Genomic DNA, 13841 nt, shown 5'->3' on the forward strand with positions numbered 1-13841 from the left:
ATTAACTATTTTATGCTAAACAAGCTAAAAAAGAAATCTAACACGCCCGCACAAAAGGTACATGATGCTTATAATCATGATATCAGAAAGGTAATCTGCATCACAACAGGTTTAACAGCCCTATTGTGTAAGATTTCACTGCAATTTTGCTGCGAGTTCATTGACAATAATAGATCCAATATCTCCTTTATAAAGAATGTTGCCCGATGGGTGAAATTTCCGACATCTACCCTATACATTGCCCATTCTGCATTTATCTTACGGGATTTGGTAAAAGATTATAAAGACCCTAAGGGTAAAAAAGAATTAGCAAAAATTTTGGGTAAATCGGCTAACCTTGCAAGCAGCACCATAGAAGCATTGATGATGTTGAAAGTCATCCATTTTTTGGCTAGAGGTAATGCAGATGTAACAAGTTATATTAGTTCAACATCAACGATCCTATTTTTGTTCATTTCAGAACCTATAAGCTATTATTATACATGCAAGAAATATCTGGATAATAAGGATCCTGAAAAGTCTGCTAAGTGTAAGAAGGACCTTATTATCAGCACATTAACTTTGTCGTTAGGTTTATTAAACTTCATATTAAGAAGGATAGAAACTCCAACTATACCAATAAACTTGGGTAGTGGTATAATCTATAATTTCAACTTAAGCGTAACAGTCAGCATAATATATAGTGCAGTATTTCTTGCAGTTCAACTTGATAAGTTGTTTAATCAACCTGTCAATGATGATCCTTCCACTGAACTTGATGATGTTCATAATATAAACGGTCATTCTAATGACAGCACTGTAGAGGTATAAGAATTAGGGATGAAAAGATTTTATTTCTACTGCCAACGCTAGTACTGCTAATTTGCTAACAATACTCCAAAGTGATAGAATTTTACCTTCCACAACCTGGCTAACATCATGAAACTCACAGTCAGTGGCATTCAAGCTAGAATATACATCTTTTCTGCTATTACATCGGTATAAGTAACATGTTGAAGTATCTCCTATATAGTATATTAGCGGTTCTGCAGAACTGCTTTTAAACATGTCAATGGTTGGTACACCTTCTTGTATAATAACGCTATTGATTGCTATTCCTTCTTTTATCTTTTTCATTTTATGACGCTTTTTTTTATTGAGGTTTAATATTTCCTCTCCACTTGTTGCTGTTATAATGCCCATCCCATATGTGCCATTGCTTGCTTTGATAAAAACGTAAGGTTGTGTTTTTATTTTATATTCTTCGTATTTTTTTTGCACTAGAGATAATATTTGGTCAACTTTAGCCGCTATTGCTTTTAGTGATGAATCATCATCAAAATCGACTCCATCACAGCTTTCTGTAAGCACAGAAATTAGCCATGGGTCCATTTTAAATTCGCTACAAAACTCAGACGCTAATTCTTGATAGATTTCAAAATACTTAAATTTCTGTCTGCTATGCCAACCGTATAGTGGGCTTGGTACTATATCTTGCTTTACGTCTTTTAGCGTGTCTGGAATGTGGCTCGTCATATCACGGTTCAGTATAATAACATCAGGCACAAATCCTGAAGTTGTCTTTAGCAGAGAGTTTTCTTTCACAACAGTTTCATACTGTTCTATTAAATTGTATACTTCATTATGTAAAAGGCCAATTCTAGTTTCAAAACCTGCGAGTTGTAGTACTTTCTCTATAACAAATACGTTTTCTATATACATTTTATTGCGTGTATAATTTTCCGGTATTATAAGAACCTTTTTGTATTGATGTCTTTTAAAGTAGCTTTTTATCAATCTTGCTGCCATTGTTCTTGATTCTTCACTTAAGTTATTGAACCCCGCAGGAAATAAATTAGCGTCTACTGGAACGATTTTATAGCCAGAGTTTCTAAGATCTATAGAGCTATAAAATGGCGATGTAAGGCCATTAAATTTTGCTTCGAACCAATTATTTATACTTTTTTCCAAATCTGGGTGAATTATGTTTTGCATCTGCACTTTAAATGTTATAAGGAAGGTATTATATTATAAGCTATAGTTGAACATATTTAGTAAATTTGACTAAAGATTAAAGTATAATGAGATTCTTATTTAAAGTGATAGAAAAATGATTCAACACGATAACAATAAAATGTATGGCACTACTATATTATCAATTAGAAAAGATAAAAGTGTAGTAGTAATAGGTGACGGACAAGTTTCACTGGGCCACACTGTTATAAAATCTGGAGCAAAAAAAGTTAGGCGTCTTTCTGGTGATTCCGTAATTGCTGGATTTGCCGGGGCAACAGCCGACGCATTTACTCTTTTTGAAAGATTAGAATCTAAACTTGACAAGCACCCAGGGCAATTAATGAGAGCATGTGTTGAACTTGCAAAAGACTGGAGAATGGATAAATATCTGAGGAAATTAGAAGCTATGATGATCGTTGCAGATAAATCTATTTCATTAGTAATTACGGGAACAGGTGATGTTCTTGAACCTGAAGATGGAGTCGCAGCTATTGGCTCTGGGGGAAATTTTGCTCTATCTGCAGCAAGAGCTTTAATTGACATTAAAGGAATATCAATAGAGGAAATTGCGAAAAAGGCTATGAAGATAGCTGGCGATATATGTGTTTATACAAATCATAATGTAGTTATTGAAAAGATAGAGGAGTGATATGTCTTCCAAGCAAAAAACTTTATGCACCAATTTTTCCAATCAGCCCATAACCCTTTCAGAAGGGCGGTCTTGTAGTAGTGACACCTACGATGAAAAAGATAACCTCTATAAAGATACTAAGAGTGGTTTTGATTCAAATGACAGCGATGTTCAAGTTAATGACAGCACTCAAGTTTTGTTAGATGACCTGCCACCACAGAAGATAGTTAAAGAATTGGACAGATTCATAATCGGACAGGATGATGCAAAGCGTGCTGTTGCTATTGCGCTCAGAAATCGTTGGCGTCGCAATCAGGTTCCATTTCCATTGCGTGATGAAATCATACCTAAGAATATATTGATGATCGGTCATACAGGGGTTGGTAAAACTGAAATAGCTCGTCGCTTAGCAAAACTTGCCGGTGCACCGTTCATAAAAATTGAGGCAACGAAGTTTACTGAAATAGGGTACGTTGGACGTGACGTTGATTCGATAATACGCGATTTAGTTGATGCAGCAATAGTTTTAGTTAAAGAGAAAGCCCGTAAAGCCTTAGCTAAAAAGGCTTTAATTTTAGCTGAGAAAACAATAGTAAACTCTATGGTAGGCGAAAATGCAACCGAAGAGAGTAAAAAAATTTTTAGAGAAAGGTTGAGGAATAAAGAGTTTGAGGACGGAGAAGTTTCTATTAACGTCAGAGAGAGCAAGAGTATGTTACCTACTTTCGATATACCAGGCATGCCAGGTGGGCAAGTTGGTGTGATGAATGTAACAGAAATAATGGGCAAGATGTTTAACGGGAGCAAAAAAACAAAAACTATTACGGTGAAGGTAAAAGAAGCGCGTGAAATATTAATTAATGAAGAAAGTGAAAGGCTAATGGATGAAGATAAGATAATCAAAGAAGCCATTGATCTTGTTAGTAATGACGGTATAGTATTTTTGGATGAAATAGACAAAATTGCAGCGCGTACAGAAGTAAAAGGTGAAGTAAACAGAGAAGGAGTGCAACGCGATCTGTTACCATTACTTGAAGGAACAACTGTTACAACTAAGTATGGCCATGTAAAAACAGACTATATATTATTTATTGCATCTGGTGCTTTTCATCAGTCTAAACCATCTGACCTCTTACCGGAATTGCAGGGCAGATTACCGATCAGGGTAGAACTTAAGGCACTTACTCAAGAGGATTTAATAAGAATATTAAAGGAACCAGAATCTAGTTTGTTAAAGCAGTACATAGCTTTAATGAAAACAGAAAATGTGACACTTGAGTTCACTGATGATGGTATAAAAACCATAGCTGAAATAGCGTTTACAGTTAATAGGCAAGTGGAAAATATAGGCGCAAGAAGGCTTCACACTGTCATGGAGAAGCTTTTAGATGAAATAAGTTTCATTGCTTCTGAGAAAAATAGCGAAAAATTCATTATAGACAGCAAGTATGTAAAAGATAAACTTGAGTCAATTTCGAAGCAGCTTGATTTATCTAAGTTTATACTTTAGGAAAAACGAAAAGCCTACTTTAAGTAGTATAGAGAGTGTTCAGAAGATTAGCCAGTAGACCTAAAATTTCAGCTATATTCTTTAGGCTGTTTTTCAACAGTAGAATGGTGTGCTGCGACCTCTTGCTTAACATCTAAGCTTAAGTCAATTATTGAGATATTTTCTTCATCATAATCTATGTCTTTTATTAACATATCGTCAGTAATAGTCAAAAGGTCAGGCGGAGAAAGAATAGTTCTTTTATTACCAGCTCTCATTCCCACAACTCCAAGCTCTATAGCAAGTGGTATTTTTTTATCGCCAACCCTAAATTGCACTGTTTGATCTTTGACTATATATTCCCCATTATGCTCCTTTACGCTATATTTAACCGATATCTCATCACCGCACCTTACTTGTTTTCCAGTCTTGTTAATTAAGTCATTAAAAACCATCAGATTATTTACTGAGTCGGGATATTTATCCTTTACTTCGATCAGTTTGACGTAATAAGAATTAAAATTCATTTTGTTCTCATTGGCAATAGTAACTACACGCTCTCCGCCTTCTTTCATACCTATTACCCCTAAACTCACTTCTTTTAGGTCATCTTGACCTATTTTCAAAGTAACATCAGAAACTTTGCTAGGGAGTGTTGCTGAGTTATTATTAGAAATTTTATATATTTGCAATAGGACTTCCAGGCCACAAAAAGCCTTGCTGCCACTGCCTTCAGTAATTTCATAAAAATTTATTGAATCTTCTTCCTTTTGCTGCGTTATTTCTTCTAAATATTCTGTCAGCCCATGCTTTTCAATATAGCGGTCAAGTGCTGATTCAAGTATTGGCTTCACTAGGTAATGTGCTATCGTCTGTATCAAACCACCATGCGTGGCATTTATCTCATAAAGCTTGTCCTTTTTTTCCGGTTTACCTTTGTTTATATAGACAATAGTAAACACAAAAGCAGAAGTTAAAGTGAGAATCATTACTACGGAAATAAGCATTTGTAATATAATTTTTCTAACCATCTTTCTTTACTTGATTCAATAAATCATATAAATAATTAGTATCCCCTGAAAGCGCACTCAAATTATCCAAGCCTTGTTTAAAGAGGCCGTCTATATAGTCCTCTACTTCACTTTTACCAAGCACAGACATAAGATTATTTGTTTTATCTTGTTCGTAGTCTTCAATATCATCCTTAGCTTGAAAGATAAGCCCTAGATTTATTCCATAGTTATATAACGCTTTACGTTGCTTGTCTGTAGCACCCCCTATTATAGCACCTATTTCACATGAAGCTGCAAATAGTTTTGCGGTTTTCATCAAATGAATTTCTTTTATTTTATCAGCTTGGCCCGACGTCATTCCAGCGTCATACATACAGCCGTACGAATGTTGTAGTTTTAAGGTAGAAAGGGTGTCATGCAAGTAGCTGACACTGGAATCCATTTCATGTTCAGCTCCACTATCGCATGGCTTTTTGCATGAAATGCTTGTAGGCAAAGCCTTCTGGATCCCAGTGTCCGCTACTTGAATGACAGAGGGTTGGGGGCTAAAATCTATATGCTCACTGTTAATATCTAAAGCCTGTCCTCCCACCATTCCCCTAATTCCTATTGCCTGAGAAAGAACTTTTATGATCTCACAGCGTTTCTCATTTAACGAAGATAATACCTCAAAAGCCAGAGTAAGTAGTGCATCTCCGGCAAGCACTGCTGTTGCTTCATCAAATTTTTTATGGCAGCTTAGCTGGCTTCTGCGAGTATCACTGTTGTCCATGCACGGTAAATCATCGTGAATTAGAGAGTAAGCATGAACAAATTCAATTGCTGCAGCAACTGATATTACTTTTTTAGCTTCCGCGTTAAACACTCGCGATGAAGCTACGACTAAAAAGGAGCGTATATGTTTTGCAGGAGCAAGGAGTATATAACGCATAGCTGATATAAGCTTATTCTCGCTATTTTCGGGTAAGAGTTTATTTACTTCTACAATAAGCAAATTTTTTGTTGTTTCGTCTAGCATTTTTGAATTGTTAATTGTTTAGCACGTAACGCTAGCCAGCTAGGGCAGTAGAAAACTTTACTGTAGTTTACCAGTTATAAAAGATATTGCAAACATAAAAATTTTTTATAACATCAAAGAATAGGTTATTTTTTTGGTAAGAAATGTGAATAGCGAACTAGCAAAGAGCACTAGAGAAGACATAGAAGAAAAAGTGAAAAAGATTATACTAGAGCATATTAGTAAGGATGTAGAGAAATTCAACAGCTCTTCAAAGCTTTCGGAGCATGGTACAGACAGCTTAGATGCAGTTGAAATCATCATGGCAGCAGAAGAAGAGTTTGGAATAGAAATTCCAGATGAAGACGCACAAAAAATGGAAACTATGGAGCAAATAGTTGAGTACATTAATAATAAAAAAGGCTAATAGTTGGTGTTAAATGAGCAGAAGAGTAGTAGTCACTGGTGTTGGTTTAATCACTCCACTAGCGGCAGATGTTGACAACACTTGGTCAAGGCTAATAAAAAGTGAGTCTGGCATAAAAGCAATCAATACGGATAGATTTGACTCTTCTGATCTTGCTTGCAAAATTGCAGGGCAGGTGCCGTTGCAATCAGACAACATTGAGCACCATTTCAATCCACTAGATTATATTTCTGAGAAAGACTCAAAAAGGACAGATCGTTTTATCCATTACGGTATTGCAGCAGCTATTCAGGCAGTAGATGATTCATTAATTTTGGAAAGCCAAAATATCAATCGGGAACGTGTTGGTGTGACTATTGGCTCTGGTATAGGTGGTCTTCCGTCAATTCAGGAAAATGTTATTACCATACAGGAAAAAGGGCCCAGACGTGTCAGTCCATTTTTTGTCCCTGCAAGTCTAATAAATTTGATATCTGGCCATATTTCTATTAAATACGAATTTACAGGTCCAAACGATTCAGCAGTAACCGCATGTGCAACAGGTGCGCATGCAATCATAAACTCAGCAAGAACTATAAAACTTGGTGAAGCGGATGTTATGATTGCAGGTGGAGCAGAAAGTGCACTGTGTAGAGTTGGAATTGCAGGTTTTGCATCTATGAAGGCGTTATCAACTAAATTTAACGATAAACCGGAAGAAGCTTCAAGGCCATGGGATGAAGAACGCGATGGTTTTGTTATGGGTGAAGGAGCAGGTATATTGGTGCTGGAGGAATACGAACATGCGAAAAAAAGGGGGGCAAAAATACATGCTGAACTGGTTGGGTACGGACTCACAGGAGATGCGCACCACATTACAGCACCACATCCAGAAGGAAGAGGCGCATTTAAGGCAATGCAGCTTGCTTTAAAGAGCGCACAAATTAATCCCAATCAAGTAGGGTATATCAATGCACATGGAACTTCAACGCCACTTGGAGATAAAATTGAAGTAATAGCAATGAAACAGTTATTCGGTGACTACGTTTATAAAATACCTGTTTCTTCAACTAAATCTTCTATAGGACATTTACTTGGTGCTGCAGGGAGCGTTGAAGCAATATTCAGTATTCTTGCGTTAAATAATGGAATTATTCCGCCAACCTTAAATTTACACAAGCCTTCAGAAGGATGTGATTTAAATTTTGTACCGTTTAAAGCTCAGGAGCATAAAATTCAATATGCACTTTCTAATTCGTTTGGTTTTGGTGGCACTAATGCATCGCTCATATTTGGACAAGTTTAGTTGATGTCACCCCAGTGTCTTCCTCTTGTCATTCCAGTACCCTCCTCTTGTCATGCAAGCAGCTCTCCTACTGTCATCCCAGCACGTGACACTGGGATGACAAACGGTTGTGAAAGGGAATACATATAAAAATTAAACTATCAATAGCAATTCAAAAAGAAAAAATATTCTATTCATCCCTGAAGAAGTATTTTATTGACAATTTATGAATAAAGATCAATAATGCAGAAAAGGAATTGATGGGCGTATGCATGAATTTAACCACTATTAGATGTATGGTCCCAGAGAGTGATGGTATACTATCATCATCATTTAAGGAGTCATTATGGGACAGATATTACATGGGTGCGCCAAAACAACACAGACGATTCGTAGAGCAATACAAAATAGAAAAGAGAGCATAGCAAAACTCTCCAAGCATTATAACCTTAATCCAAAAACTATTATTAAGTGGAGAAAACGTTCATTTACGAAAGATGCTGATATGGGTCCAAAGCATCCAAGATCAACTGTTTTAACGCTAGAAGAGGAAGCTATAATAGTTACATTTCGCAAGTATACACTACTGCCACTAGATGATTGCCTTTACGCTCTGCAGTCTACAATTCCGCATTTGACTCGCTCTAGCTTGCATCGTTGTTTACAAAGACACAACATTAGCAGATTACCAACTGTTGATGGAGAAGTTAAGTCAAAAAAGAAATTCAAACAATATCCTATCGGTTACTTTCATATTGATATTGCTGAAGTTAGAACTGAGGAGGGCAAATTACATTTGTTTGTTGCTATTGATAGGACATCCAAATTTACCTATGTTGAGTTGTGTAACAGTGCTACAAAACCCATAGCTGCTGAGTTCTTACGTAATTTGATTAGAATTTTACCGTATAAAATCCATACTATTTTGACAGATAACGGTATACAATTTACAAACCAGAAGCGTCATAAGTATGCTTTCCAACATATATTTGATAGAGTTTGCGAAGAGAATGTTATTGAACATCGTTTGACAAAAGTTAGCCATCCTTGGACGAATGGGCAAGTCGAGCGTATGAATAAAACTTTAAAGGATGCTACAGTTAAGAAGTATTACTATCAATCGCACCAGCAACTTAAAGAACACCTTTATAACTTTGTTATGGCTTATAATTATGCAAAGAGACTCAAAACTCTTAAGGGTCTTACTCCTTATGAATTTATATGTTATCAGTGGACACAGTCTCCAGAATTATTTATACTAAATCCACACCATCACACTCTGGGACCATACAATTAGAGGTTGTCCGGAAACAAGTAAAAGGCTATAATATCTGAAATTTTAGTACGGGGTAAAGATGAGAAAAAAGTATCCAACAGATCTAAGCGAAAGGGAATGGGCAAGAATAGAAAAACACTTCAGAGTATCATACAAGAAAGGAGGAAGGCCGCAAAAGTATAGCAAAAAAGAAATATTAGAAGCAATTTTCTATGTATTGTGTACAGGGTGTCAATGGCGGTATTTACCAAATGATTTTCCGCTATGGAAGACTGTGTATGAGCAGTTCAGGCAATGGAAGAAGCAGGGAATTTTTGAGAAAATGAATTATGAAATTACAAAATATAGTAGAAGAAAAATAGGAAGGAATGAGCAGCCGAGTGCCTGTATAGTAGATAGTCAATCTGTAAAGACTACAGAAAAGGGGGGATCAAAGGCTATGATGGAAGTAAAAAAGTAAAGGGTAGAAAAAGGCATATAATTACAGACACTCAGGGTTTTATACTAGGTTGTTACGTAGGCGCTGCTAACGAAAATGATAGAGATGGTATTAAAATAGCATTAAACAATATGAGAACAAAATATACTAAAGTTAAAAAAATGTGGGCTGACATGGGATACCAAGGAAGAAATTTAAAGAATCACATAAAGGAAGAATATGACATAGATATTGAAATTGTTAAAAGGCCTCCATGTAGATTTTGGGTGCACAAAGATACGCCACCTGAGCTACTACCAACAAGAGAACAAGGGTTTAAAGTACAGCCAAGAAGATGGGTTGTAGAAAGGACTTTTGCTTGGGTTAATAGGAATAGAAGGCTATCGAAGGAGTATGATTTACTCACAACATCCACTGAGAATTTCATATACCTAGCTATGAGTAGGGTTATGTTAAAGAGGGAATATGCTTGAATTTACTAGTTTCCCGACAACCTCTAATTGTACATTATTTGTTGTAATTACATATTTTTTGACGTGCATTATAGCTTGGTGCTTACCTTTCAAAGACATAACATTATTAACAACATTTGTTCCGGCTTCAGTTGCAATTTTGCTAACCATTTATAATAAACAGAAGGTAAGGGATCTTTTTAAACTTAGTTCGCCAAAAAACTGTCTATTAGGGTTTATACTTATTCTGGTAAGTATGCTAATTTCCAATGGTCTTTTGTCAATTTATTGCGGTTTTTCATTTTTCCGAGAGTCTTTTACGTTAGACCGTGTAAAGGATTTGAGTGCAGTTTTGAGTCCATTAGTGATGTTATTTGTTTTATTATCAACCTTTGTGATGTGGATCATTATGTCTCTTGGTGAAGAGATCGGTTGGCGTGGCTATCTTTTGAAAAATCTTAAAAGCAAAATATCAAATTTTTATATCAGAGCAATTATTGTCGGTATTATTTGGTCAGTATGGCACATACCAACTTATGTGGTTGCTGGCTCAGCTTTGTGGAAGGATGGCTTTACATTCCCGACTATTTGTGCTTATACCCTTTATATTTGTGCAATGTCTATAATGTTTACCTGGTTGTTTGAAAAAGACAACTCGATTTGGCCAGTAACTATTGCTCATGCAACAAATAATCTTGTGTATAGTGTTTTGAGCATTCTAATGCCGTCTCCTCCTCTGTCAACTTTCGATGCAGTAATTCGCCTTACATTAGGAGCAGCTGGTTATTTCATTGTTGCAATTGGTGTTATTTGGTTTGATAAAGCTCGAGAGCGTCATTTGAGTAATTCATAGTATAAAATTTCGGGGGCAATTCGCATCAGGTGTCATGCAGGTAGCATGACACTGGGATGATGAGGAAGAAAAAGCAAATTTTGCCTTTTACGGTCAATCTATTATACTTAGTAAGACTTCAATAAACTAATGAATTATACTTTATATCTAATTAAATGCACAAGATATTAATAAGAAATAACTACAAACCTTTGGTCGGAAAAATCAAGATTAATGGCTCAAAAAATGCTGTTTTACCAATAATGGCAGCAAGTCTATTAAGTAGCTCCCCGGTAATTTTGCATAATGTACCTGATTTAATTGATGTGCATCTAATGTCTAAGTTGCTTGAAAGTCTTGGAGCAGAAGTGAACTTTATGCACAATAAAAATTATAAAGCGAACCATACTTTGAAAATTGACTGCAGCAATATCAACAATCACGTGATGCCATATAAAACCGCAAGTAAGCTAAGAACTTCTTTTCTAATATTGGGTCCAATGCTTAGCAGATTTGGCAAAGCGAGAACAGCATTTCCTGGTGGATGCAACATTGGAAAGCGTCCCGTTGATATGCATATTAAAGCATTAGAAGAAATGGGAGCTAAAATTGAAATTGACGGCTATAATATAATTGCAACAGTGAAAGGAAAGCTACAAGGAAAAGAAATCACATTTGAGAAAATAAGTGTTGGCGCAACAGAAAATGTAATAATGGCAGCAACATTTGCAGAAGGAGTGACAACAATAAACAATGCTGCAACTGAGCCGGAAGTTCTTGATTTAATAGATTTTCTGAAGAAAATGGGTGCTGATATTGAAATTGATAATACAAAGGTCATAATAACAGGAGTTGAAGCACTAAATGGATGTGTTCATAAAATAATACCAGATCGCATAGAAGCAGGCACCTATGCACTAGCTGCTATAATAACCGGTGGTAAGTTGGAGTTGGAAGGAATAAATCTATCTGATATAAGGTGTATTACAAATGAGTTGGAGACTATAGGAGCTATGGTTGAACTGTATGATGGAGGCATTGTTATTTCCAGAAAAAATGGCTCTATTAAGTCTGCTAACGTTGCGACAGATCCATATCCCAATTTTCCCAGTGATATGCAACCACAACTGATGTCTGCAATGTGCATCGCTGATGGGATATCAGTAATTGAAGAGAACATTTTTGAAAACAGATTTACACATGCAGATGAATTGAGAAAGTTAGGTGCTAATATCAGCATCGAGAAAAGCAAAGCTACTATAAGTGGAATAAAAAGCTTATCTGGAGCTAATCTATATGCTACTGACTTAAGATCAACAGCAGCCTTGGTGCTTGCTTCTTTGGTAGCCGGTGGAGAAACTATAATAAACAATTCACATCATTTATGGAGAGGATATGAAGCAATGCATGAAAAACTCAATTCATGTGGAGCTGATATCTCCATTTCGTCTTGAGGATATTTTATGAATGAAGCAACCAAACGAACTATAGTAAAAGAAATAGATGCAATCTTATATGAAGAACATAAGGTATTAGACCATGGATTTATTCGAGTAGTGGATTATATGGGCTCTGATAGCGCTATAGTTCAAGCTGCTCGTGTTTCTTATGGCAAGGGAACAAAACAGATAAGTCAGGATGAAGCACTTATAAAGTATTTAATGAGACATCATCATACAACTCCATTTGAAATGTGTGAAATTAAGTTTCACGTGAAACTTCCAATTTTTGTTGCAAGGCAATGGATAAGGCATAGAACTGCAAATGTGAATGAATATTCAGCAAGGTATTCAATACTTGATAATGAATTTTATACACCTAAACCAGAACAAGTTGCAAAACAATCTGACAATAATAAACAAGGTAGCGGGGAAGCTTTTGATCCAGATACCTCAAAGGAAATAATAGATTCTCTAATAAATGACTCTAATTTAGTATATTCTCATTATGAAAAATTTATTGAGCAGGGGCTTGCAAGAGAAATTGCCAGAACTAACCTAATGCTTAATTACTACACGCAATTTTATTGGAAAATAGATCTGCATAATCTCCTTCATTTTTTGAAGCTCAGAGCTGATAAGCATGCCCAATATGAAATCAGAGTTTATGCAGAAGTTATGCTGGATATAATAAAAAAATGGGTTCCACTGGCCTACAATGCCTTTGTTGAATATTGCCTAGAATCAGCCTGTATTTCAAGAACTGGTCTAGAAATAATTCGCAAATTAATTAAAGGGGAAAACGTTACTAGAGAAGAAAGTAATATTGGTAAAAGAGAATGGGGCGAGCTGATGTCTATACTTGATAAACAATCTTAAAGATAAAGGCATACGTGTCAATCTCCTCTGTCAGTTAACTCTCGTTCACCAGATTGAATCTTGCTTTTTACATCACATTAACTCATCACTTTTATAGAACATCTCATTAAAATCATTTAGAGTTCCAAAATCCTGACCCTTGATAAACAGGTGATCATTAGCAACATGTGCTTCATCAAGAGTAAACAGCTCGTAATGATGATTGTGAGCGGGCCTAACAATTTCATTATATAAAACCATTACTTGTTCGTAGTTATATCCATCGCCAGCATGATATTTACCACGTACGGTATCATAAAAATTCTTTACATCATCATATGTCACTTGCAGCTCCACCTTATACTTTCCCACTTCAAGAGGACTTCCTGTCTTTATTTTTAAGGGATGTTGTGAATTTGCAACACTGTTAGAAGTTTCTGCTTCAATATCAGAATTTTTATCCATATTTTCTATCACACTTGCCATAACAGTTTCTTGTTCATCTTCTGTTGGTTTTGTTTGTTTTTCAGTCTTATTACTGCTACTGTCAGTTTCCACAGTTACTTTTTTTACTTCTATATCTTTTTGAGCTTTCTCATTACTTTGCTTGTGTATTTCATCTCCATGCAATTTTTCCTGCAGAGCTTTTTTCGTATCAGCATAATCATCACGATTGCTTTGCAAAGCTGGTTTATAACTGCTGCTATCATCCGCTTGCATTTGATCTAT

15 protein-coding genes are annotated in these 13841 nt (G+C 35.8%); 11 read left to right on the forward strand and 4 right to left on the reverse strand.

Annotated elements, in window-relative coordinates:
• Positions 1-12: 12 nt before the first annotated feature.
• Positions 13-810, forward strand: coding sequence for a hypothetical protein (locus AAGD90_RS00240; protein ID WP_209472377.1), 798 nt, complete (start codon positions 13-15; stop codon positions 808-810).
• A 3-nt stretch (positions 811-813) separates the two neighbouring features.
• On the opposite strand, the gene gshA is transcribed toward AAGD90_RS00240, so the two are convergent.
• The gene (gene gshA, locus AAGD90_RS00245) at positions 814-1974 is read right to left on the reverse strand and encodes a glutamate--cysteine ligase (protein WP_341821940.1); all 1161 of its coding nucleotides are present in this window, start codon (positions 1972-1974) and stop codon (positions 814-816) included.
• A gap of 115 nt (positions 1975-2089) precedes the next feature.
• On the opposite strand from gshA, the gene hslV reads away from it, so the two are divergent.
• Both hslV and hslU read left to right on the forward strand, forming a co-directional pair.
• Positions 2090-2644 (forward strand): ATP-dependent protease subunit HslV, encoded by a 555-nt coding sequence (hslV, locus tag AAGD90_RS00250; protein ID WP_006280198.1) that lies wholly within the window; start codon positions 2090-2092, stop codon positions 2642-2644.
• Position 2645: 1 nt separating this feature from the next.
• The gene (gene hslU, locus AAGD90_RS00255; RefSeq protein WP_006280200.1) at positions 2646-4136 is read left to right on the forward strand and encodes an ATP-dependent protease ATPase subunit HslU; all 1491 of its coding nucleotides are present in this window, start codon (positions 2646-2648) and stop codon (positions 4134-4136) included.
• 68 nt (positions 4137-4204) lie between these two features.
• Here hslU and AAGD90_RS00260 read toward each other — a convergent pair whose 3' ends face one another.
• The gene (locus tag AAGD90_RS00260; protein ID WP_010963087.1) at positions 4205-5146 is read right to left on the reverse strand and encodes an FKBP-type peptidyl-prolyl cis-trans isomerase; all 942 of its coding nucleotides are present in this window, start codon (positions 5144-5146) and stop codon (positions 4205-4207) included.
• On the reverse strand, positions 5139-6146 hold the full coding sequence (locus AAGD90_RS00265; RefSeq protein ID WP_010082029.1) for a polyprenyl synthetase family protein: 1008 nt from the start codon (positions 6144-6146) through the stop codon (positions 5139-5141). Before AAGD90_RS00265 ends, AAGD90_RS00260 begins: the two co-directional genes overlap by 8 nt.
• A gap of 145 nt (positions 6147-6291) precedes the next feature.
• Here AAGD90_RS00265 and acpP point away from each other — a divergent pair, with 145 nt between their 5' ends.
• From acpP to thyX, 8 genes are all read left to right on the forward strand, one after another.
• The gene (acpP, locus tag AAGD90_RS00270) at positions 6292-6552 is read left to right on the forward strand and encodes an acyl carrier protein (RefSeq protein ID WP_006279836.1); all 261 of its coding nucleotides are present in this window, start codon (positions 6292-6294) and stop codon (positions 6550-6552) included.
• Between the two features lie 13 nt (positions 6553-6565).
• On the forward strand, positions 6566-7837 hold the full coding sequence (gene fabF / locus AAGD90_RS00275) for a beta-ketoacyl-ACP synthase II (RefSeq protein WP_341821941.1): 1272 nt from the start codon (positions 6566-6568) through the stop codon (positions 7835-7837).
• A gap of 3 nt (positions 7838-7840) precedes the next feature.
• On the forward strand, positions 7841-7966 hold the full coding sequence (locus AAGD90_RS00280; protein ID WP_255322260.1) for a hypothetical protein: 126 nt from the start codon (positions 7841-7843) through the stop codon (positions 7964-7966).
• A gap of 196 nt (positions 7967-8162) precedes the next feature.
• Positions 8163-9113, forward strand: a complete 951-nt coding sequence (locus tag AAGD90_RS00285) for an IS481 family transposase (RefSeq protein ID WP_341810740.1) — start codon at positions 8163-8165, stop codon at positions 9111-9113.
• A 58-nt stretch (positions 9114-9171) separates the two neighbouring features.
• Positions 9172-10004 (forward strand): IS5-like element ISWpi1 family transposase gene (locus tag AAGD90_RS00290; RefSeq protein ID WP_341821942.1). Its coding sequence is split into 2 segments (ribosomal slippage): positions 9172-9541 and positions 9541-10004, totalling 834 coding nucleotides; the frame shifts between segments, so codons are not numbered across the junction.
• Entirely contained in the window at positions 9997-10836 is an 840-nt protein-coding gene (locus AAGD90_RS00295) for a type II CAAX endopeptidase family protein (protein ID WP_341821943.1), read from the forward strand. Before AAGD90_RS00290 ends, AAGD90_RS00295 begins: the two co-directional genes overlap by 8 nt.
• Positions 10837-10991: 155 nt before the next feature.
• On the forward strand, positions 10992-12269 hold the full coding sequence (murA, locus tag AAGD90_RS00300; RefSeq protein ID WP_006279833.1) for a UDP-N-acetylglucosamine 1-carboxyvinyltransferase: 1278 nt from the start codon (positions 10992-10994) through the stop codon (positions 12267-12269).
• A gap of 9 nt (positions 12270-12278) precedes the next feature.
• Positions 12279-13133: an FAD-dependent thymidylate synthase gene (thyX, locus tag AAGD90_RS00305; RefSeq protein ID WP_010082033.1), complete on the forward strand. Its 855-nt coding sequence runs from the start codon at positions 12279-12281 to the stop codon at positions 13131-13133.
• 72 nt (positions 13134-13205) lie between these two features.
• Here the strand turns inward: thyX and AAGD90_RS00310 are convergent, their stop codons facing one another.
• Positions 13206-13832 carry a hypothetical protein gene (locus AAGD90_RS00310; RefSeq protein WP_341821944.1) on the reverse strand — a complete coding sequence of 209 codons (627 nt, stop codon included), beginning with the start codon at positions 13830-13832 and terminating at the stop codon, positions 13206-13208.
• Positions 13833-13841: the final 9 nt, after the last annotated feature.

The organism is Wolbachia endosymbiont (group A) of Ischnus inquisitorius (genome assembly GCF_964026985.1).
GTDB lineage: Bacteria > Pseudomonadota > Alphaproteobacteria > Rickettsiales > Anaplasmataceae > Wolbachia > Wolbachia pipientis.

What these genes read in the sequence shown, in the direction of transcription:
- AAGD90_RS00240 (WP_209472377.1), top strand. Translation starts at nt 13, where the DNA reads ATGCTAAACAAGCTAAAAAAGAAATCTAACACGCCCGCACAAAAGGTA.
- gshA (WP_341821940.1), bottom strand. Translation starts at nt 1,974, where the DNA reads ATGCAAAACATAATTCACCCAGATTTGGAAAAAAGTATAAATAATTGG.
- hslV (WP_006280198.1), top strand. Translation starts at nt 2,090, where the DNA reads ATGATTCAACACGATAACAATAAAATGTATGGCACTACTATATTATCA.
- hslU (WP_006280200.1), top strand. Translation starts at nt 2,646, where the DNA reads ATGTCTTCCAAGCAAAAAACTTTATGCACCAATTTTTCCAATCAGCCC.
- AAGD90_RS00260 (WP_010963087.1), bottom strand. Translation starts at nt 5,146, where the DNA reads ATGGTTAGAAAAATTATATTACAAATGCTTATTTCCGTAGTAATGATT.
- AAGD90_RS00265 (WP_010082029.1), bottom strand. Translation starts at nt 6,146, where the DNA reads ATGCTAGACGAAACAACAAAAAATTTGCTTATTGTAGAAGTAAATAAA.
- fabF (WP_341821941.1), top strand. Translation starts at nt 6,566, where the DNA reads ATGAGCAGAAGAGTAGTAGTCACTGGTGTTGGTTTAATCACTCCACTA.
- AAGD90_RS00280 (WP_255322260.1), top strand. Translation starts at nt 7,841, where the DNA reads ATGTCACCCCAGTGTCTTCCTCTTGTCATTCCAGTACCCTCCTCTTGT.
- AAGD90_RS00285 (WP_341810740.1), top strand. Translation starts at nt 8,163, where the DNA reads ATGGGACAGATATTACATGGGTGCGCCAAAACAACACAGACGATTCGT.
- AAGD90_RS00295 (WP_341821943.1), top strand. Translation starts at nt 9,997, where the DNA reads ATGCTTGAATTTACTAGTTTCCCGACAACCTCTAATTGTACATTATTT.
- murA (WP_006279833.1), top strand. Translation starts at nt 10,992, where the DNA reads ATGCACAAGATATTAATAAGAAATAACTACAAACCTTTGGTCGGAAAA.
- thyX (WP_010082033.1), top strand. Translation starts at nt 12,279, where the DNA reads ATGAATGAAGCAACCAAACGAACTATAGTAAAAGAAATAGATGCAATC.
- AAGD90_RS00310 (WP_341821944.1), bottom strand. Translation starts at nt 13,832, where the DNA reads ATGCAAGCGGATGATAGCAGCAGTTATAAACCAGCTTTGCAAAGCAAT.